This is a genomic window from Vibrio sp. HM8-C (assembly GCF_058630515.1).
The window spans coordinates 202,620-222,565 of record NZ_JBMMKS010000002.1 but is presented as its reverse complement, the minus strand read 5'-3'; the positions used below and the strand labels follow the sequence as shown (position 1 = coordinate 222,565).

The following is a 19,946-nucleotide window of genomic DNA, read 5'->3' as shown; positions in this document are numbered from 1 at the left end:
CCGGCTTTTGGTTTTATGGATGAATTATTTGTTCATCGCTTTCTTGATACAGATAGCAGCGCCACCCCAAGTAATACCAAGACCAATGATCATCATAATAATTGCGCTAGCAGTCATTATTTTGCCTCCTTACGGCTTAATAGGTTAACCAGTACACCAAATACAAGTAGAACGATAATGATTGCCCAACCTAGAGTCAGGTCGTAACCGCCGTAGCCTTCAGTGAACAGTGCAATAAGTTTTGTTGCAATGATGATAGCTAGCATCACTGGAGTGATAAAACGTAAACAGATATCGAACCATACGCCTACGCTGAAATCAGAAATGCTGTTCACGTATTTACGTACGTCAGATACTTTTAGCAACCATGTCATTAGTGCGATTTCAACGAAACAGCTTGCCATGATACCCACGTTGTTTGCGAAGTGGTCAACTAGGTCAAGTAGCAATAGACCGCCGTTAGTTGCAAACGCCATTGAGATAACTAGACCAGAACCGATAACAACGTTCGCTGCTTTCTTACGGCTCCATTTCAGCTTGTCGATAACCGCTGAAGTTACTGCTTCCATGATTGAAATATGCGAGCTTAGACCTGCTACAACCAATGCTAGGAAGAATATTGGACCTAAGATGTAAGGAATTGGTAGAAGGTTAATAGCCGCTGGAATCGTTACGAATGCTAGACCTACACCTGCAGAAACAACTTCTGTTAGTGGTTTGCCTTGCTCTTGCGCCATGTAACCCAACACAGAGAAAATCATGATACCTGCAAGGATTGAGAAACCACAGTTGATCAACACAGTCATAAACGCGTTGTTTGTGATGTCTGATTTTTCTGGCAGGTAGCTTGAATATGCAAGCATGATTGCAAAACCAATACTTAGAGTGAAGAAGATCTGACCATAAGCAGCAGCCCAAACTTTCACGTCCCAAATTTTGCTGAAGTCAGGTTGGAACATGTAGTTCACACCATCAAGAGCACCAGGAAGGAAAATCATACGAGCAATTAGGAACAATACCATGATGAATAGGATCGGCATCATGATCTTAGATGCACGCTCGATACCTGCTTTTACACCACCTACGATAGCTGCATAAGTAACTGCCCAAGCAATGAACATAGCGAATGCGATGTTCCATTGGATGTCACCAAGATTCGTTGGCGAGTTGTCACCTAGTGCTAAGTACTCGCTAAAGAAGAATGCGTTAGTATCTGTGCCCCAGCTTTGAGTAAACGACATACCAAAGTAAGAGATAGCCCAGCCAATAACAGCAACGTAGTAAACAGCGATAACGGCAGCGATACCTACTTGGAACCAGCCTAACCATTCAAATTTAGAATTGATTTTTGCTAGAGTAGATGGCGCTGAACCGCGGTTCTTTTGACCCATGCTGAACTCAAGGATCATGAATGGAATACCCGCAGTAAGTAGTGCGAAGATATAAGGAATGAAAAATGCACCGCCGCCGTTTTCATATGCCATGTAAGGGAAACGCCAAATGTTCCCAAGACCGATTGCAGAACCTACCGCTGCTAGGATAAACCCAACTCGGGATCCCCATTGTTCTCGCTTCATGTTTAACTCCTTTACAACTCTCTGAGGTATGAAGCTTCTCTGCGGCTATCACAGACGAACATGGATATTGTCGATATTTTTTAGCGTTCTATAGAACTGCCTTATCTTTTATCTATCGTCCATGAATCGGTGAAAAGTTAGTATTAAATTTTGTTTGCCGCAAGAAAACTCAGAGTTTTATTCTTTATTATCTGATGTGTGTTTGCGAAATCTGAAATAATCAGCTACGCGTGGTACTGAGACTACAGTTTTGTGCTGTTAATAGCAATAGATCATAAATGTTAGTTTTTTGTATTATGATAGTTTTATCGGTCGTTTATGGTGTTGGTTATTGGTTTAAAATATCGGCATGTAGTTTATGTGCGGGTCATTTGGTATGCATTGTTGATATTTTTAACGGATATCACTGTTGAAACTAATAGTGTGTATGACTGAAAAATATACAATCAACAGTGAATACCTCCACCTTTAACTGAATAACTAAAATATGCAGATAAAAGCGTATAAGGCTGGGCATGACGTTGGAGTAGAAGCTTTAGTTTTTGTCCTCAAGCCTTGTTGAATAAGCGATAAGGCGATTGAGTTATTGTGAGGGCAATTGCATAATTGTACGTGAAAAATCGACAATCCTTGATGGCTTCCTTTACCGATGTTATTAATTTGTTAAGCAAAAGGAGGTTCCTATGGAAAATGATCTAAAGTTTGCAGTGATTTCTACTGTAGTTATTTTCACTGTGCTTGTCGGTTTTGGATTAATTGCTGTAACACACTAACCGATAAGGGTTCTACTTATGCCTAATAGTGGAACTGTTTCAAATGCAGATAGCAAAGTCGATGCTATTCGACTATCCAAATTCATCGGCGGTAAAAATGCTCTAGTCGCCCAAGGTGGTGGACAACGAGGAATATTTACTGCCGGTGTGTTAGATGCCTTCAATCTCGCCAATTTTGACCCTTTCGATGAATTTTACGGTACCTCTGCAGGTGCTCTAAACATTAGCGCTTATCTCTGTCGTCAACATGGGTTAGGCAAAGCGTTCATCACAGAATTAACTACCACTCCTCAATTCTTTCACCTTTTCAGCTATATCCGTAGAAAACAATATATGGATTTGGATTGGGCATTGGAGAAAATCTGTGACTTCCCATTTCAAATGGACGTCGACATGGGACGCAGAGCACTGGGTGCGAGAAAAGCTTATGCTGCTGTGACTTCTTCATTAACGCTCAGTGATGAATATTTTCCGATGCTTGGCAGTAATTGGAAAGATGTGATGCGTGCGACTTGCGCTATCCCTCGTTTGTATCCCAAAGAAGTGAAGTTAAACAACAAACTGTATGTCGATGGTGGCGTATCAGCATCCATTCCAGTGCAAGAAGCTTGGCGGCGTGAAGCTCGTTTTATTACTGTGATTAGAACAGAGGAAGTGGATGCAGAAGCGGATTTACTGACTCCTGCTGAAAAAGCGAAGCAGGATGAAATTAAGTGGTTCAGAGATTCATTTAATAGCATTCAAAACCAATGGCAAAATCGATTAGATCAGTGGAAACAAGACTGGAACCGTTTTTTCCAACAGCAGATTGCCCGTTCCAAAGAACTCAAAAATGAGCAAAAGCATCTCCAGACTTTAAATGGAGGCCGTTGGCTGTTTGGCGCTGATGATATCTATCGGCTGAGTCATTTATTGGGAGATAAATTTGATTCTGGGCTAGCAGACTTGCTCATGGTGCACTATCAAACCTACTCGTTGACGAGAGAGTTTTTAAATATGCCACCTGATGATGTGTTTATTGTGCAAATCGTGCCAAACAGTCCGCTCAAATCGACTTCACTAATGAGCAATAAGGAAGACTTGTTGCACGATTATGAGCTGGGTGTAGAGGCCGGTAATCGATTTATTAACTTGTTTTTACAGGCCGAAGAGATCAAAGCGGAGCGTATCATTCGCGCTGATTTCAGCTCTTTAGATTTTTAGCTCATAGTGGATGGTTGAATAACTCACTCTGAAGCGTCTTCAAAGTGAGTTATTTTCCTTAACCAGTTCTAGCTAAAGAACAGGCAATATACGCATGCAGTTCGTAGAGCCTTCAACTTCCATGACATCGCCTTGCGTTATGATGACGAGGTCACCAAATTCCAACAGCTTTTTCTCTTTTAGCGATTCCAAAGCAGATTGAGCCGCTGTAAAACCTTCTTCTTGCTTACTATCAAAATAGTAAGGCGTAACGCCTCGGTATAACGCGCAGCGGTTGAGTGCTCGCTCATTACGTGACATCGCGAAAATTGGTAACACAGAATTTAAGCGTGAGGTCATCAAGGCTGTGCGTCCGGATTCCGTTAATGTCACCATGGCCTTTACGCCTTCTAAATGGTTTGCTGCGTAAATGGTCGACATAGCAATGGTTTCTTCCGACGTGGCGAAAGAACGGTCTATACGATAGTTTTGCTGGTTAGATTCAATGGTTTTCTCCGCGCCTATGCAAACTTCAGCCATGGCTTTAACCGTTTCAACGGGGTATTTACCAGCGGCGGTTTCTCCTGACAACATTACCGCATCAGTGCCATCCAGTACGGCGTTGGCTACGTCCATGACCTCTGCACGGGTTGGCATTGGATTTGTGATCATCGATTCCATCATTTGCGTTGCGGTAATCACGACTCTGTTGAGGGCTTTTGCTCTATGGATCAATTTCTTTTGCACACCAACAAGTTCTGGGTCACCGATTTCCACTCCTAGGTCACCACGGGCAACCATGATGACGTCTGATGCCATAATGATATCGTCAATGTTCTCGTCGCATGAGACGGTTTCTGCTCGCTCTACTTTCGCTACCAAACGAGCTTCTAATCCTGCGTCTCGAGCCAAACGGCGGGCGTAATTCATATCTTCGCCATTGCGAGGGAAGGATACGGCAAGGTAATCAACGTTAATCTCGGCAGCGAGAAGAATATCCCGCTTGTCTTTTGCCGTTAGAGCATCTGCAGAGAGTCCTCCGCCTTTTTTGTTGATGCCTTTATTATTGGAGAGTGGGCCTCCGATAAGAACAGAGGTGTATATTTTTTCATTTTCAACCGATAACACCTGCAGTTGTACTCTTCCGTCGTCAAGCAGAAGGATGTCATCTCTTTTCACATCCTTAGGCAGCGCTTTATAGTCGATACCCACGGAATCTTGGTCTCCCATGCCCGGAGTTAACTCGGCATCAAGGATGAATCGGTCACCTTCATTGAGTTGTATTGGTCCATCTTTAAACGTAGAGACGCGAATTTTAGGACCTTGCAAATCTCCTAAGATGGCAACGTGTTTGCCTAGTTTGGCTGCTATTTCGCGAACTTTCTGCGCTCTCAATTTATGATCCTCTGCAGAACCATGAGAGAAATTCATTCTGACTACGTTTGCCCCTGATTTGATGATTTGTTCTAGTACGTTTTCTTTATCTGTGGATGGGCCGAGTGTGGTAACTATTTTTGTGCGTCTTTGACCTGAACTCATGGAGATCTCCTACAGTGATCGGGCAGATAAGGTATCGATGATTTTTAAGTATAAACAACACCCATAATACACGTTGTGATGGTTATAAAATTGTTACATAAGTCTGAGTAAAATGTAGGAATTTGGCTGTATGCGCTCATGCTTCAAAATATTTTTGCTTTGAAATTAAGTTTTCTAAATATGTATATCTAGGCAACACAAACTCGACAATTTGACTGAATACACAAAGTTCCGAGTATATACGTGACGCTGGTCACGGGTATTTACCAAAGCCCTTCACAATTAGTTCGCAAAGTAAAAAAATTGGCAGGTTGTTGTTTTCTGGAGCGTACCATGTACATGGCTCAACCAGGCCATATTGACCATATCAAGCAGGTCAATGCTGGTCGTGTATATAAATTGATTGACCAAAAAGGTCCTATCTCTCGTATCGATTTATCGAAAGAGAGCGAACTCGCGCCTGCAAGTATTACTAAAATTACTCGCGAGCTTATTGATGCGCACCTAATTCATGAAACAACGGTTCAAGAAGCTATCAGCCGTGGTCGTCCTGCAGTCGGTTTGCAAACGAATAATGAAGGCTGGCAATTCCTTTCTATGCGTCTCGGACGTGGGTATTTAACCATCGCCCTTCATGAACTGGGTGGCGAAGTATTGATTGATACCAAGATTGAGATTCATGAAATCGACCAAGACGATGTGCTTCAGCGTCTTCTATTTGAAATTGAAGAGTTCTTCCAGACTTACGCAGCTCAACTTGATCGCGTGACAAGTATTGCGATTACTTTGCCAGGGTTAGTGAACTCTGAAAAAGGCATCGTGTTACAGATGCCTCACTACAATGTGAGTAATCTTGCATTAGGCCCTGAAATCTATAAAGCGACAGGTCTGCCAGTATTTATTGCTAACGATACTCGCGCATGGGCGCTGGCTGAGAAGTTATTCGGTCATTCACAAGACGTTGATAACTCTATTCTGATTTCGATCCACCATGGTTTGGGTGCTGGCATTATTCTCGATGGACGAGTGTTACAAGGTCGCAATGGTAACATCGGGGAACTAGGGCACATTCAGATTGATCGCAACGGTAAGCGTTGCCAATGTGGCAATATTGGTTGTCTTGAGACAGTGGCCAGTTCGCAAGCAATTCGTGAACAAGTCGCGGAGCGTATCGCTAACGGCGAAACTTCAAGTTTGAGCGAAATTCCTGAAATCACTATAGAAGATATTTGCTCTGCAGCAGCTGAAGGTGATCCACTGGCTGTGGAGGTGATCGAACAGCTTGGTGCCTATCTAGGTTCCGCGATCGCTATAGTCATTAACCTATTTAACCCAGAAAAAATTCTTATCGGTGGTGTCATTAACCAAGCGAAGAACGTTCTATATCCTGCTATCCAGCACTGTATCGAGCAGCAGAGCTTGCCTGTTTACCACCAAGATTTAAAACTTGTCGAATCTCGCTTTTATAAACAAGCGACGATGCCGGGTGCCGCGCTTGTGAAACAAGCTTTATATGATGGTCTGCTGCTGATGAAAGTGGTAGAAGGATAATTTTCATATTACCTGTAGTACTATCATTTACATTTATCCTTTGTAGCTATACTGTTATTGGGTTTTAGTAGTTTGCGGAATTTTCTATGTCAGGTGTTTTAAATTCGGTCGATCAACGTACGAACTTGGTTGGCGAGAACCGACTTGAGTTATTGCTTTTTAGCTTAAACAGCCGTCAACTGTTTGCTATTAACGTATTTAAAGTTAGAGAAGTGATAAAAGTACCACATCTAACTAAGATGCCGGGCTCTCATCCAAATATTACAGGTGTTGCAACACTTCGTGGTGTACCTGTTCCTATTATCGACTTGCGACAAGCGATCGGTTTTCCACCGTCTCGTCTAGAGAAGCCTGAACAGAACCTGATTATTACAGAGTACAACCGTACTACCCAAGGTTTCCTTGTTGGGCAAGTTCGTAATATCGTTAACACAGCATGGACTGAAATTGAGCCGCCGCCAAAATCTGCAGGTCGTTCAAACTACTTGACTGCTATTACTCAAATTAAAGATCAAAACCAAACCAACATCGTTGAGATTATTGATGTTGAGAAGGTTCTTGCAGAGATCATTGATTACGACGTCTCAATTTCTGAAGAACTACTTGATCACGATATCTTGGGTGAAATGGCGGGTCGTAATGTGTTGATTGTTGATGACTCTTCAACCGCAAGAAACCAGATTAAAGATACGCTTTCACAACTTGGTTTGAATATCATTGAATGTCGTGACGGTCTAGAAGCACTGAATTTATTGAAATCTTGGTGTGATGCGGGCAAAAAAATCAATGATGAACTTCTGATGATGATTACCGATGCCGAGATGCCTGAAATGGACGGCTATCGTTTAACGCATGAAGTGCGTAATGATCCTCGTATGAAAGATTTGTTTATCACTTTGAATACCTCTCTGAGTGGTAGCTTTAACGAGGCGATGGTGCAGAAGGTGGGTTGTAACCGATTCATTTCTAAGTTCCAGCCAGATCTGTTGGTGCAAGTGGCTCAAGAAAGACTTCGAGAAGTTTTATAAAAGTGAACTTCTATTAGAAAAGCGCTGAATAATCAGCGCTTTTTTGTCTCTTAAGATTTTATCTCAATTATTTATTTGTAGCTGGCTCAATGAAAATCTCGAGAGCGACTTTGAAGTTGCGTTAAATGTTCGGTGATATCAATCAGCTTTCCTGCGATGACATGCACCACATTCTCTTCTTTTTCGACAATCCCTTTAACCATCAATACTTTTGCGCTTATGTAAGCACTTTTTTGTGCTCGGGCTGTAGCTTGCCACACCACAGTATTAATATTTCCAGTGTCGTCTTCTAAGGTGAAAAACGTAACGCCAGCAGCAGTACCTGGCGCTTGGCGTCCGGTAACGACTCCCGCGACAGTGACGAGTGACTTATGAGGAAGATTAAGTAGATCTTTCTGGCGAGTAAACTTTCCTAATACTCCGGCTTTGTCTAATAAGGTTATCGGATGTTGATCGAGAGAAAGTCCTAAGGATGCATAATCTTCAATCAGATCTTCCATCGCAGATGGTGGTGTTTGAATCTGACGCTTTTCTTCTTGATAGTTTTCAAACAGAGGCAGATCGGAAAGAGAATCCATGATTGCCCAGCGAGTGTCGTAGCGATTATTGGTTAAACGGTGCAAAGCATTCGCAGAAGCAAGAGATTCCATATCTCTCTGATTAATGCCTGCATTTTTTAGCTGATTAACATGCTGAAATCCGTAAGTAGGGCGAGTACTTAGCAGCTGTTCACATCCAGAATTGCTCAATCCTTTCACCAGCCGAAGACCGAGTTGAATGGCATAGCCTTGCTGGTGGCGCACAACTTGATGCTCAATATCAGATTGATTTACACAAACAGGCAAAACGACAATGCCATGTCTTTGAGCATCCTGAATAAGTTGAGATGGACTATAGAAACCCATCGGTAAACTATTAAGCAACGAAGTATAGAAGATTTCTGGATAGTAATATTTCAGCCAAGCAGAGCAATAAGCTAGAACAGCAAAGGATGCGGAGTGACTCTCCGGAAAACCGTATTCACCAAAGCCACAGATCTGTTCGTAAATGCGCTCTGCAAATGCTCTCTCATAGCCTCTAGCCAGCATGCCATCAATCAATTTAGGTCTGAATTTGTCCAGCTCACCGCTCTTTTTCCAAGACGCCATTGCTCGGCGAAGCTGGTCCGCTTCTCCACCGCTAAAACCTGCCGCAACCATAGCAATTTTAATAACTTGTTCTTGAAAGATAGGAACGCCCATCGTCCGTTCTAAAACCTCTTTCACTTCTTGAGATGGGAAAGACGGCTCCTCAATACCATTCCTTCGTTTAAGGAATGGGTGCACCATATCACCCTGAATCGGACCGGGGCGAACAATAGCGATTTGAATAACTAGATCATAATAAGTGCGAGGTTTTAAACGAGGTAACATACTCATTTGTGCACGAGACTCTATTTGAAACACGCCTACGGTATCTGCGCGCTGTATCATTCCATAGACGTTTTCGTCATCTTTTAGACGAGTGATGCCTGCGATGCTGAGCTTTCGTTGGTGGTGGCGGTCAATCATGGTGAAGCATTTACGAATAGCCGTTAGCATACCCAACGCTAATACATCGACTTTCATTAGCCCCAGACTTTCTAAATCATCTTTATCCCATTGAATAATCGTTCGCTCAGGCATAGCCGCATTTTCCACAGCAATGAGTTCGTATAGCGGACCTGCGGAAATGACAAAACCACCCACATGCTGGGAGAGATGGCGTGGAAACGACTGTATCTCGTTCACTAGATCGATAAACAGTTGCCCTTTATGGGATTGTGGTTGTAGCCCAAGCTCAATGATTTGAGCTTGCCAACCAAGATTTCGGTCTCTGCGATTAATATTCTTAATAAAGAAATCGAGCTGAGTTTCGCTAATGCCTAATGCTTTACCGACGTCCCGAATGGCGCTTTTTAAACGATAAGTAATAACTGTGGCGGCTAATGCTGCACGCTCTCTGCCATATTTTTGATACAGGTATTGAATCACTTCTTCGCGTCGTTCATGTTCGAAATCCACATCGATATCTGGTGGTTCTTGACGTTCTTTACTGATAAATCGTTCAAACAGAACCGCCACTTGGCGGGGATCTACCGCTGTAATTTCCAAGCAGTAGCAGACGACAGAGTTAGCCGCAGATCCCCGTCCTTGATAGAGAATACCCCTGCTTTTGGCGAACATGACGATGTCGTGAATGGTAAGAAAATAGAACGGATAATTCAGTTCTTCAATCAGAGAGAGCTCTTTCTCAATGGTTGCTTGGATATTGACAGGAACACCTTCTGGAAAGCGAAGTTGTTTTCCTTTTTCAACTAATAGACGTAGATGTTCCATCGGCTTAGAACCGTTCGGTATCAATTCGCTTGGGTATTCGTATTTCAGATCGCTCAGTTTGAAATGGCATTGCTGCGCTATTCGCACACTCTCTTCTAACCATTCACTTGGGAATATTTTGGCGAGCTTTGTTTTGCTGCGCAGTGCTCGTTCAGTGTTGCAAATAAGATGAGCCTGAATGTGTTCGACACTCTGGATATGCTTGATGGCTGTTAGTACATGCTGCAGCGGAAGGCGTGTGGCTGTGTGCATCAAAACGCCGCCACAAGCTGTAATCGGGAGACTTAATTCTTGAGCCAGTTCTTTGCAATGCGATACATATTGATGGTCGTTAGCGCTCAGGTGACGCTGAACCGCCACCCATAATCGTCCTTGATGGTACTGCTTGAGCCAACTTCCCCAATAGGAATTCTTGTTTTCATCTGCCGGAAGCCATAGAACAAAGCAGTGTTTGGCAGACATCAAATCCCACTCAGAAAGTTGATAGCAGCCTTTTTCACTGCGCCTGCGAGCATTGGTGATGATACGACAAAGCTCTGCGTATGATTGACGGTTTGGACACAATAGTACCACTTGGCATTCATCATTGAGCCAAAACATACTGCCAACAATTTGTTTTATTCCGAGCTTGCGATCTTTAATCGCAGTATGGGCTCTCACGATGCCTGCAATAGAGCACTCGTCTGTAATGGCTAGTGCTTGGTAGCGCAGAAAATCCGCATGCTGAATAAGCTCTTCAGCATGAGAAGCACCCGTCAGAAATGAGAAATTGCTCTGGCAAAATAGTTCAGCGTAAGCCATATCACTACTCTTATATAAATTGGTTTTTGCAAGAAACAGGGGTTATTCGATAGTGGAAGTTTTAACTAAACTGCCCATGCAAAAACCATTGTTTATCTTGGTTGCGAAATACCCATAGCCATCTGCCTTGTTCGCTGTGAGCAATAAAGTAGTCTCGAGTGATCGGTTGGTTATCCCACCATCCTGTGACGATTCTTTCGGGGCCATGGATTAGCGATACTATTTCACATAAAGGTTCCGGCTCTGGAAGCAGTAGGCTAGGGCGTAGCTCGGCTTTTCGTAATATTGGCGGCGTTTGCTCTGTTGCTGAGATGTATTGGCAGCGCTTTTCTGGGCGGGGGTCGTCACTGAGGCTCGGTTTATGGACTTGTGTCTGTCCCAGTTTTGCTTGTAGTAGCGTGATGATCTCAAGGGCGGTTGTTTGACCTTTTTCACCGTCAAAAATATCAGTTGCGTTTGAATTCATTTCACCGGAACGAACCACCTTTAAGGTCATTTCTAACACTGGTTGAGAGAGTTGTACTGATTCCAGAGTGAGCTGGCAGAGTCTCGCCCACTTAACACAAGAATATTCCCCCTGTGCTGACGTAAAATACAGGCTATTGGGGATGTTATCTCGCTGAGTCAGTATTAACTCCAACTCAAAGGCAACTTGATTTCGTAACGTTAAAAACTGCTCTAAGCGATTCAGTAGTCGTGATAAAGGTTTTTCAAGCCACTGAACATTCTCTATTTCATACAGCAGTTGTAAGTGACTACTGAAAGCTTCTGGCGGATGGTAAAAACTGACAGGATGCTTAAACTGCCCTAAAAGCTTACCCACATAGTTGACCAAATCGATATCAAACCGTCTTGCGAGATCTTGAATAGGTAAAGCAAGAAGCGCTTTGATGTCTCGAACCCCAACTCTGGCGAGTTTTTCGATCTGCTTAGTATTCAGCTCTGTTGCCGAGAGAGGGTAATCGTCAATGGTCGTGCGGATTTGGTCTTTATCATCAACAATCATGTTCGAGCCGCTTTTACCGAGCAAAATCGCTGAAAGTGGTGAGAAACCCGAGCCATACCAGTAACGTGTTTTACGTAATGCAAGGTGAGCTTTGAGGGTGTGCCAATAATTCTCCAAGCCTGAATATAGCGAAAGCATATTTGTGGCTCTTAGCAGAATACCCTTCGGTGGCAGCAATACGATGTCGGAAGTCACCAAGTATAACCACTGAGCGATTTCTTCGATGGATTGTGTTTCAACACTTTCATCATAAGGATACACTTGTAGCTCGCTGCACATAGACGCTGCGCTGCCTAATCCCATTCCCATTTTTATGCCTTGCTTTAATGCAGACGTGCTCGCTTGAACAACATGGTTATCACGGCCGTCGATGATAACCAGAGGGTGCTCTTGTTCTGCGTATAAGGCATCCAACTGTAATGCTGGAAAATGGAGATAGATCCAAAGTGTCATCGTTACCCCTGCATACGCTGAGGGAAGGCAATAACTTGTGAAGATTGCTCCGAATACGATGGTGATATCACCAAGTTTGGCCAGCGTTCATGCATAGATAGCTTAAATGCACTTAAAGGCCAGCCTCCTTTGCGTTTGGGCACACTAATTTGTAGTCCCTGCGAATGAGGTTGTAGCGAAATGCTTAATGAAACCGGCAGTGAAAACGCACTTTCTTGAGGTGAACGGAAGAAAAATTGCAGACAATTTCCTGTTTCACTCGCCACATTCAAACGACGAATTTGATGAACTTCAAGGTTATCTTGCCATAACAATACTTGGCTGCACGCGCCGCTTTTTAAGCATTGCTCCGCTGCCCACAATGACTCTTTGTGGTTTCTAGCTGTCACCACCAGCACTTTATCAAGTTCGATACCTTCAAACTTTAAGCTTTCCGCCTGTACTATGCCCGGAGGATTAATGAACACAGTTAAGCGCTTATCATGTTGTTTCAGATAAGGATAGATAAGACGTAATTCACCAATACCAGACTGCGATTGAATTTCGACTACACCATGCGGAGGAAAGCCTCCGGCAAGTTTTTCATCCAGCGCATTAAATCCAGTCGAGTGGGTGCTCAGCTCATACTTTGTTTCAGAGCCTTGCCACAGCCAATGTTTGTTTTTGAGGTGTTCGATTAGTTCATACATAACAATTTACCTGTATATATGTACAGTATATTTTGTTAATTAGAACATTCAAGAAAAAAGTAAGATTTAGAAACAACAAAGCCTCGCTAAAGAAGCAAGGCTTTGAATCATCGATGAATAATCAGTTTTTAATTATTTCTTCGGTTGAGCATCAATGCACTGACCATTAACGGCTTTGCTTTCAGGCGCCATCAAATACAGATACAGCGGCATAATGTCTTTTGGTGTTTTCAGTAGTCCAGCATCTTCTGCTGGGAAAGCTTTTGCACGCATGCCAGTACGAGTACCACCTGGATTAATCGCATTAACGCGAATATTGCTATCGCTAAGCTCATCTGCGAGTACTTGCATCATGCCTTCTGTTGCAAACTTAGACATTGCATAAGTACCCCAAAACGCGCGGCCAGAATGACCAACGGTTGAACTGGTAAAGATAATGCGAGCATCGTCAGATTTATGCAATAGAGGCAACAGAGCTTGAGTCATCAGGAACTGTGCTTTGACGTTGACTTGCATTACATCGTCATAAGAGTCTTCACCGATTTGATCAAACGGGCTAAGTACACCCAAAATACTTGCGTTGTGCAGTACACCGTCTAAACGACCAAACTGACCTTCAATGGTATCTACCATATCCAGATAGTTTTGCTTGGTCGCGCCCTTCATATCTAAAGGAACAATAGCCGGCAGAGGATAGCCAGCGGCTTCAATTTCATCGTAGGTTTGTTCTAACTTCTTTACAGTGCGCCCAAGCAAAATCACTGTCGCGCCTTGTGCGGCATAAGTGATGGCTGCTTGTTTACCAATGCCGTCACCAGCACCTGTAACTAAAATTACTTTATCTTTTAGGGCGTTTGCAGACACTGAATAATCCACGTTACGTATCCTTATTGTTATGATTTACTTTAAGTCATGATGACAAGGTGGTTACAATACACCAATTCGCATTGAAGAGGATGAGTACATTGGAATTTTTGTTGGACTACGGCTTATTTTTAGCCAAGATCGCGACAGTTGTGGTTGCGATCGTTGTGTTGCTAGTCATTGTTAAATCCGTTGGCGGAAAAGGTGCAGCTAAAGGTGAGTTGGAAGTCATCAACTTAACTAAGCAGAACAAAGAAAATGCTGAACATTTAGAAGCACATTTACACGATGAATCTTTTTTGAAAGCTCGTCATAAAGCGGAAGCGAAAAGCGAGAAAGAAAAACATAAAGAACGCGAAAAAGCCGTTAAGAAGGCAGCAAAAGCGGGTGATTTAAAAGAAGAACGTGAACCTCACCTGTTTGTTCTTGATTTCCACGGCAGTATTGATGCTAAAGAAGTGGCTTCACTGCGCCAAGAGGTGACGGCGATTCTGGCTGTCGCGCAAAAAGGTGACGAAGTATTACTGCGCCTTGAAACCGGTGGCGGTATGGTTCACGGCTATGGCTTAGCGTCTTCACAACTTGATCGTATTAAAGCAGCTGGCTTACCGCTGACTATTTCGGTTGATAAAGTGGCAGCGAGCGGTGGCTACATGATGGCATGTATTGCCGACAAGATTGTTTCTGCACCGTTTGCCATTGTTGGCTCTATCGGTGTGGTCGCACAGCTACCGAACTTCAATAAACTGCTTAAAAAGCACGACATTGAATTTGAACAGTTAACCGCTGGCGAATACAAACGTACATTGACAATGTTTGGTGAAAACACAGATAAAGCGCGTGAAAAATTCAAGCAAGAGCTGGAAGAAACGCATGTATTGTTTAAAGACTTCATCCGCGAACGTCGTCCAGAATTAGACCTCGAAAAAGTCGCAACTGGCGAGCACTGGTTTGGTACGCAAGCGAAAGAGTTAGGTTTGGTTGATGAAATTAAAACCTCAGATGATTTGATTGTAGAAGCGTGCAAAGAAAAAACGGTACTCTCCCTTCGCTACGTTCAAAAGAAAAAGCTGACTGATAAATTGGCAGGTGTTGCTGGTGAAGCTGCAGATAGTGTTCTACTAAAACTGATCAGCCGAGGTCAACGACCAATCGTTTAAGCTGATAAATCAACGTTTACAAAACCTGCTTCGGCAGGTTTTTTTGTTTGGGTATATATGCCTAATTGTCAGGAATTTAACTTCTCAAACATTATTAATAACTATTCGCATTTAATGCGTGGTGCTATCCTACCCAAAGTATTTTTATATTTAGGGATAAGCGATGCAGTTTGAACGACCTATTTGTATCGGTATGGCGTTGGCGGCGAGTTGGGTTAGCAAGAGTGGTTGGCGTCGGGAAGATAGCTGTGTAGAGGAGATGTATTCTCCTGATATTTACATAGAGCTGGCTCAAAAGGCAGAACAGCAGAAGTTAGATTTTCTTTTCCGTCCGGATGTTTTATTTCTCAATCAACATGGTATTGCTGTCGAGCCGGGCTTTTCGAGTCTTGAGCCAATTAGCTTACTCAGTGCAATTGCTGTTCATACTCAAAAAATTGGTTTGGTGGCGACAGTATCAACCAGTTTCTTTCCTCCTTATATTGCTGCAAGACAGCTTCAATCCTTGCAGTGGATTAGCAAAGGCAGAGCTGGCTGGAACATAGTGACGGCTTTAGAAGGCGGCAACAACTTTGGACAAGAGTCTTTACCTTCATCAGAGGAGAGATATCAAATTGCACAAGAGTTTGTTGATGTCGTGCAGAAGCTTTGGAATAGCTATCCGGCAGAGGCCATTGTTGCAAATCGACAGCAAGGTATTTATGCAGATGCAGAAATGGTAAAGGCAATTCACCACAAAGGTGAGCATTTCTCCGTTGAAGGGCCTTTGAATTTGCCAAGTCATAACCGGCGAATTGCCTTTTTTCAGGCGGGTTCATCTGAGTCAGGTCGAGACTTCGCGGTTAAAAATGCCGATGCCATTTTTGCGGCAACTCCAGACTGTGATGCTGCATACGAACTAAAAAATGATTTTCTTGAACGTGCTCAAAAGCTGGGTGTTGAACCCCAGTCGACCAAGGTGTTTCCGGGCTTAAGTCTTTTTCTTGCGAATACTCGAGCTGAAGCTGAAGTGTTATTTAGAGAAACGCATAGTCAAACTAATTTGCAGAGAATGGTCTCTCACTTAAGTAAAACGGTTGTCGTGGATTTCGCTGACTGGCCTTTAGAGAAAATGGTACACAGTGACGATATTCCACAAGATTTATCTTCCAGTCGCAGCATCACGCACGCTAATTTGATTCGTCGACGTTTAGAGCGTGAACCAATGCCATTAAAAGAACTACTCACAACACCAGAAGTGATGGGTTCGGCCCACTGGTTGGTGGTTGGCACAGCTCAAGATGCGGTTGATTCTATCGTGGAGCATGTTGAGAAGGGGGCTATTGACGGATTGATTGCCATTCCTGGCGGCTCAATGGAATCGGTCGAGTTGTTCTTTACTCAAGTTATGCCGAAGTTACGAGACATAGGTCTGGCTAAAAAAAATTACCGAGATGGTGGGCTAGTTGATTATCTACTGACTTAAGAAAACACAGAGAACTAACTGTGTCTTTTAGTTATGTATCCACTCTTAGAGAATAAGCGTTGGATGAGAACAAACAGGATGCCCGCAACGAGTCCTGATAAGTGAGCTTCGATAGCGACTCGAGCATGAATCATGACTGCTGTGCTATCGGAAGCTCCAAATAGCTGCTCACTGGCGATTTTTAAAATCACGCCAAGTACTAGTAACCAACTGCTTTTTCGTCCACCTAATGCTTCCTTTAAAGCATAAAAAGCAAATAAGCCATGCAGAGTGCCTGATAGACCGACATAACTACTCATATTGGTCAATAACAGGCTCAAGCCTATCCATGTGCTGATCACTAAAATGAGCGTGGCGAAGTGACGAGATTTAGGTTGAAAGAGATAACCTATAACCCACAAACCTAATAGATTCATCGCCAAATGAGCAAAGTTGGTATGAGTGAAGTTTCCTGTTACGATCCGCCACCATTCGCCACTTGCTATAGCATCGGCTTGCCATATCATTAAATGACTGGCAGGCTCAAATTGCAGCCCAAAGCAAACTGCTGTGACTAAAGATAAAAACAGGTAAATATTCACAAATGTCTCGTTATTGTTCTCAGTGTGGGAAAGCACGTAAAGCGTGTATCTGTGACAGCATCGTTGCTCTGGAATCACAGGTCGAGCTTATCATTCTTCAACATCCAACTGAAGAACACCGTCCTATGGGTACGGCGCGAATTTTAAGTCTGTCGTTGGCAAACAGCCGTTTGCTAATCGGGGAAGATTTTCGTGAGCATGAGGAACTGAACCAGCTTCTGGCTGAGCCTGATGTTAAACATTTTGTTCTGTATCCGAATGATGTTTCACGCTCCGTTTCAGAAATAGAACCGTCTAAAGAGCAAAAAATACGCATCATTTTGTTGGATGGAACATGGAAAAAAGCCTTCAAAATGTGGCAGTTGAATACACAGCTACACTCATTACCGTGTCTGCATTTGCCTGAAGACTTAAAAGGCAACTACCGTATTCGTAAAGCGCCGAGCGAAAACGCGCTGTCAACGGTAGAAGCTGGCTATCATGTGCTTAATCTTTTGCAGCCAGAAAATGATTTTTTGCCACTTTTAGCTACCTTTGAATCCATGATCGATTATCAGATCCAGCAAATGCCCGCAGGTGTCTTTGAGCGAAACTACTCTTCCTAATCAATTAGTAATGAGTATGTGCCGAGAACAGCTGTTGATGCAGCCGCTGTGCATAGGCATCGGTCATCGCAGAAATGTAATCGCAGATAACACGTAGCCCATCACCTGAAGTCTGTTCTGCGTTGAGCCATTTCTCTTTAGTGGCGGATGGAAGCAATCGCTCTGGGTCAGCGGCTAACGCTTCAAACAAATCCATGATGATTTGCTGACCTTTGTACTCAAACCGCTGCACTTCAGGGATCTGGATAACGTACTGACTCACAAAGTGTTTGAGAACTTCTAAAACACTCGCCATATGAGGTTCTAGATAGGCATTCAGTGCGAGTAATTCACTGTGAAAAGGCGCATCGACGGGTTGAATGCTGATGCTGGTGAGCAGCGCATTCACAATGCCGCCAATTGCATCTTTGCGTACATGGTGTTTGCCGGAAAATAGCATATCACTCAGCTTAGCCGTGTTTTCTCCAAACCAAGGATCTCCGCATTTTTCCAATTGAATTGCTGCTTCGTCCCACTGCTGGCGAGTCACCATGCCAAGTACAATCGCATCTTCTAAATCGTGAACACCATAAGCAATATCATCAGCAAGCTCCATGATTGAGCAATCCAGAGATTTAAAGCGCGTTTTCTGATGTTGATAAGGAGACCTTGCACAGTCACGCATTTGGCTGATCATAGCTCTATCATGTGAGTCTAGAGGCTCTAATACCCAATCGAAAACGAAGCTGTCGCAGTTATAGATACCTTTAGCGGGCGCCCAATCTTTTGCTTTGAGTTGGCGCTGATGGGGAACCGACTCCGGCAATTTTTCTGCGCGGGTGTCACTGAGCAGCGCAGGGTATTTCAGAAGTCCTAAAAGCGTGCGTCGAGAGAGATTCATACCGTGATGCTCGGTATAAGGTTCTAAGCAGGTCACAATACGAAACGTTTGAGCATTGCCTTCAAAGCCACCATGTTCACGCATCATGTAGTTTAGGGCGACTTCGCCACCATGCCCGTATGGTGGATGACCAATGTCATGAGCTAAACAAAGCGAATCAATTAAGGTGTCACTGCCTAATAACTTGCTAAATTCGGGTTGTTTCAGTTTGAGCTGTGCCACGATACCGGTACCAATCTGCGCAGCTTCTAATGAATGAGTAAGGCGAGTGCGGTGAAAATCATTCAGGCTGGTTCCGTGAACCTGCGTTTTGGCTTGCAAGCGGCGAAAAGCGGCGGAGTGGAGTATGCGTGCTCTGTCTCTCTGGAAAGGGCTGCGATGATCATTGCGGCGAATTTTATGTTCGTCGTTTTTACGCTCTTGCCATTCGGCGCTGCATTGGTCGCTTTGCGCGAGATCGAAAGATGATTGCATTCATAACTCCTACAAGGTCTTTCTATAACTTATAGTGACTTAGCTAGTTTCGTCTAGATATAACTTTTAATTACTTTAGCGCTCTAGTCCGATATAGCGGGGCTCAGTATGCCAAAACGCGTGAGTATTTCGTCATAGGTCCCATCTTGTTTCATTGCTGAAATCCCGTTGTTGAATGCCTCTGTGAGTTCAATATGTCGTGTAAATTTTCGGCTAAAGGCGTTGTAAATCTCATAGGTACGAAATGGCGGAGAGAGAATCTCTAGATGTTCAGGGGAATAATTGGGTTCGACTTCTGAGTTTTGAACAAATCGAAAATATTCCCGAGCCATCAATGCAAGTTCGACTCTTTGTTTGTCCAACATTGCCAAACTGACTAAGTTAGAGTTGGTTGTGTAGATATTAAGTCCTGCTAATTGAGCGTCATCCGCTTGGAGTGTGCCTAACTGAGCGGCAATCAAAAAACTCTTGAAGTTATTGAATTGGCTAGGTTGAAGTTGAGAATTTCTTTTCCTAATGAACACTTGCTCATTTTTATAAATACTCGTCGAATACGATAGCGTCTGTTCTCTTTCTGGTGAGTAATAGAGTCCCAGTACACCATCGACCAGCCCGTTTTGCGCACTGCTGAGTGCACGTTTCCAAGGCATAAAAGTGAGTTTTACGGTATAGCCAGAGCGATGAAATGCTTCTCTTGTTAATGCCGCGATAAATCCATTCTCGGGCAGATTTTTACCATAGAATGGAGGCCATTCCATGGCAGATAAGTTTACCGTATTGGCGTAACTCAACGGGATGGAACAGGACAGCATCAGTGAAATTGAAATCAATATGCGCTTGAAGCACCAAAGCATAAATCGTCTCCGTGGTTAACGGTATGATTATAGGCGATATTTGAAGCGCCAGTTTTCTATTGTCGTAAGTCAGGTTGATAACTTATTTGGCTCACGAGGGCTTGATA

Annotated in this window: 17 protein-coding genes; 7 read left to right on the top strand and 10 right to left on the bottom strand. The window is 43.5% G+C overall.

The genetic code is table 11. The annotated features are described in order from the left end of the window. Window positions 1–24: 24 nt before the first annotated feature. Window positions 25–117 carry a MetS family NSS transporter small subunit gene (locus ACOSVQ_RS03985; RefSeq protein WP_112403926.1) on the bottom strand — a complete coding sequence of 31 codons (93 nt, stop codon included), beginning with the start codon at window positions 115–117 and terminating at the stop codon, window positions 25–27. Beyond that, window positions 117–1,577, bottom strand: coding sequence for a sodium-dependent transporter (locus ACOSVQ_RS03980; RefSeq protein ID WP_392479643.1), 1,461 nt, complete (start codon window positions 1,575–1,577; stop codon window positions 117–119). The genes ACOSVQ_RS03985 and ACOSVQ_RS03980 overlap by 1 nt, the downstream gene beginning before the upstream one ends. 683 nt (window positions 1,578–2,260) lie before the next feature. Between ACOSVQ_RS03980 and cydH the strand changes: the two genes are divergently transcribed. Together cydH and ACOSVQ_RS03970 are read left to right on the top strand one after the other, a co-directional pair. Continuing rightward, window positions 2,261–2,350 (top strand): cytochrome bd-I oxidase subunit CydH, encoded by a 90-nt coding sequence (cydH, locus tag ACOSVQ_RS03975; RefSeq protein WP_491981285.1) that lies wholly within the window; start codon window positions 2,261–2,263, stop codon window positions 2,348–2,350. An 18-nt stretch (window positions 2,351–2,368) separates the two neighbouring features. Then, a complete protein-coding gene (locus ACOSVQ_RS03970) occupies window positions 2,369–3,553 on the top strand; it encodes a patatin-like phospholipase family protein (RefSeq protein WP_491981284.1) in 1,185 nt (394 codons plus the stop codon). 72 nt (window positions 3,554–3,625) lie between these two features. On the opposite strand, the gene pyk is transcribed toward ACOSVQ_RS03970, so the two are convergent. Continuing rightward, a complete protein-coding gene (pyk, locus tag ACOSVQ_RS03965) occupies window positions 3,626–5,071 on the bottom strand; it encodes a pyruvate kinase (protein WP_491981283.1) in 1,446 nt (481 codons plus the stop codon). Window positions 5,072–5,404: 333 nt separating this feature from the next. On the opposite strand from pyk, the gene mlc reads away from it, so the two are divergent. Both mlc and ACOSVQ_RS03955 read left to right on the top strand, forming a co-directional pair. Beyond that, entirely contained in the window at window positions 5,405–6,622 is a 1,218-nt protein-coding gene (gene mlc / locus ACOSVQ_RS03960; protein WP_491981282.1) for a sugar metabolism global transcriptional regulator Mlc, read from the top strand. An 86-nt stretch (window positions 6,623–6,708) separates the two neighbouring features. Further along, on the top strand, window positions 6,709–7,650 hold the full coding sequence (locus ACOSVQ_RS03955) for a chemotaxis protein CheV (protein ID WP_491981281.1): 942 nt from the start codon (window positions 6,709–6,711) through the stop codon (window positions 7,648–7,650). A gap of 86 nt (window positions 7,651–7,736) precedes the next feature. On the opposite strand, the gene ACOSVQ_RS03950 is transcribed toward ACOSVQ_RS03955, so the two are convergent. From ACOSVQ_RS03950 to ACOSVQ_RS03935, 4 genes are all read right to left on the bottom strand, one after another. Further along, window positions 7,737–10,808, bottom strand: a complete 3,072-nt coding sequence (locus ACOSVQ_RS03950; RefSeq protein ID WP_491981280.1) for an error-prone DNA polymerase — start codon at window positions 10,806–10,808, stop codon at window positions 7,737–7,739. 61 nt (window positions 10,809–10,869) lie between these two features. Next, entirely contained in the window at window positions 10,870–12,267 is a 1,398-nt protein-coding gene (locus ACOSVQ_RS03945) for a Y-family DNA polymerase (protein WP_491981279.1), read from the bottom strand. A 2-nt stretch (window positions 12,268–12,269) separates the two neighbouring features. Further along, window positions 12,270–12,956: a translesion DNA synthesis-associated protein ImuA gene (gene imuA, locus ACOSVQ_RS03940; protein WP_491981278.1), complete on the bottom strand. Its 687-nt coding sequence runs from the start codon at window positions 12,954–12,956 to the stop codon at window positions 12,270–12,272. 132 nt (window positions 12,957–13,088) lie between these two features. After that, entirely contained in the window at window positions 13,089–13,832 is a 744-nt protein-coding gene (locus ACOSVQ_RS03935) for a YciK family oxidoreductase (protein WP_491981277.1), read from the bottom strand. A gap of 89 nt (window positions 13,833–13,921) precedes the next feature. Between ACOSVQ_RS03935 and sohB the strand changes: the two genes are divergently transcribed. Then, on the top strand, window positions 13,922–14,980 hold the full coding sequence (gene sohB, locus ACOSVQ_RS03930) for a protease SohB (protein WP_491981276.1): 1,059 nt from the start codon (window positions 13,922–13,924) through the stop codon (window positions 14,978–14,980). Between the two features lie 163 nt (window positions 14,981–15,143). After that, window positions 15,144–16,445: an NtaA/DmoA family FMN-dependent monooxygenase gene (locus tag ACOSVQ_RS03925; RefSeq protein ID WP_491981275.1), complete on the top strand. Its 1,302-nt coding sequence runs from the start codon at window positions 15,144–15,146 to the stop codon at window positions 16,443–16,445. 14 nt (window positions 16,446–16,459) lie between these two features. On the opposite strand, the gene rrtA is transcribed toward ACOSVQ_RS03925, so the two are convergent. Further along, window positions 16,460–17,026 (bottom strand): rhombosortase, encoded by a 567-nt coding sequence (rrtA, locus tag ACOSVQ_RS03920; protein ID WP_491981274.1) that lies wholly within the window; start codon window positions 17,024–17,026, stop codon window positions 16,460–16,462. A gap of 2 nt (window positions 17,027–17,028) precedes the next feature. On the opposite strand from rrtA, the gene ACOSVQ_RS03915 reads away from it, so the two are divergent. Continuing rightward, window positions 17,029–17,631, top strand: coding sequence for a tRNA-uridine aminocarboxypropyltransferase (locus ACOSVQ_RS03915; protein WP_491981273.1), 603 nt, complete (start codon window positions 17,029–17,031; stop codon window positions 17,629–17,631). 4 nt (window positions 17,632–17,635) lie between these two features. On the opposite strand, the gene ACOSVQ_RS03910 is transcribed toward ACOSVQ_RS03915, so the two are convergent. After that, the gene (locus ACOSVQ_RS03910) at window positions 17,636–18,985 is read right to left on the bottom strand and encodes an anti-phage deoxyguanosine triphosphatase (protein WP_491981272.1); all 1,350 of its coding nucleotides are present in this window, start codon (window positions 18,983–18,985) and stop codon (window positions 17,636–17,638) included. A gap of 83 nt (window positions 18,986–19,068) precedes the next feature. After that, window positions 19,069–19,839, bottom strand: coding sequence for a substrate-binding periplasmic protein (locus ACOSVQ_RS03905; protein WP_491981271.1), 771 nt, complete (start codon window positions 19,837–19,839; stop codon window positions 19,069–19,071). Between the last annotated feature and the right edge of the window lie 107 nt (window positions 19,840–19,946).

Bases quoted from the DNA above. Each gene is read 5' to 3' on its own strand.
- ACOSVQ_RS03970 (WP_491981284.1), top strand. From the start codon at position 2,369: ATGCCTAATAGTGGAACTGTTTCAAATGCAGATAGCAAAGTCGATGCT.
- ACOSVQ_RS03985 (WP_112403926.1), bottom strand. From the start codon at position 117: ATGACTGCTAGCGCAATTATTATGATGATCATTGGTCTTGGTATTACT.
- mlc (WP_491981282.1), top strand. From the start codon at position 5,405: ATGTACATGGCTCAACCAGGCCATATTGACCATATCAAGCAGGTCAAT.
- ACOSVQ_RS03910 (WP_491981272.1), bottom strand. From the start codon at position 18,985: ATGCAATCATCTTTCGATCTCGCGCAAAGCGACCAATGCAGCGCCGAA.
- ACOSVQ_RS03950 (WP_491981280.1), bottom strand. From the start codon at position 10,808: ATGGCTTACGCTGAACTATTTTGCCAGAGCAATTTCTCATTTCTGACG.
- ACOSVQ_RS03980 (WP_392479643.1), bottom strand. From the start codon at position 1,577: ATGAAGCGAGAACAATGGGGATCCCGAGTTGGGTTTATCCTAGCAGCG.
- ACOSVQ_RS03925 (WP_491981275.1), top strand. From the start codon at position 15,144: ATGCAGTTTGAACGACCTATTTGTATCGGTATGGCGTTGGCGGCGAGT.
- ACOSVQ_RS03905 (WP_491981271.1), bottom strand. From the start codon at position 19,839: ATGCTTTGGTGCTTCAAGCGCATATTGATTTCAATTTCACTGATGCTG.
- ACOSVQ_RS03945 (WP_491981279.1), bottom strand. From the start codon at position 12,267: ATGACACTTTGGATCTATCTCCATTTTCCAGCATTACAGTTGGATGCC.
- ACOSVQ_RS03915 (WP_491981273.1), top strand. From the start codon at position 17,029: ATGTCTCGTTATTGTTCTCAGTGTGGGAAAGCACGTAAAGCGTGTATC.
- pyk (WP_491981283.1), bottom strand. From the start codon at position 5,071: ATGAGTTCAGGTCAAAGACGCACAAAAATAGTTACCACACTCGGCCCA.
- ACOSVQ_RS03955 (WP_491981281.1), top strand. From the start codon at position 6,709: ATGTCAGGTGTTTTAAATTCGGTCGATCAACGTACGAACTTGGTTGGC.
- cydH (WP_491981285.1), top strand. From the start codon at position 2,261: ATGGAAAATGATCTAAAGTTTGCAGTGATTTCTACTGTAGTTATTTTC.
- imuA (WP_491981278.1), bottom strand. From the start codon at position 12,956: ATGTATGAACTAATCGAACACCTCAAAAACAAACATTGGCTGTGGCAA.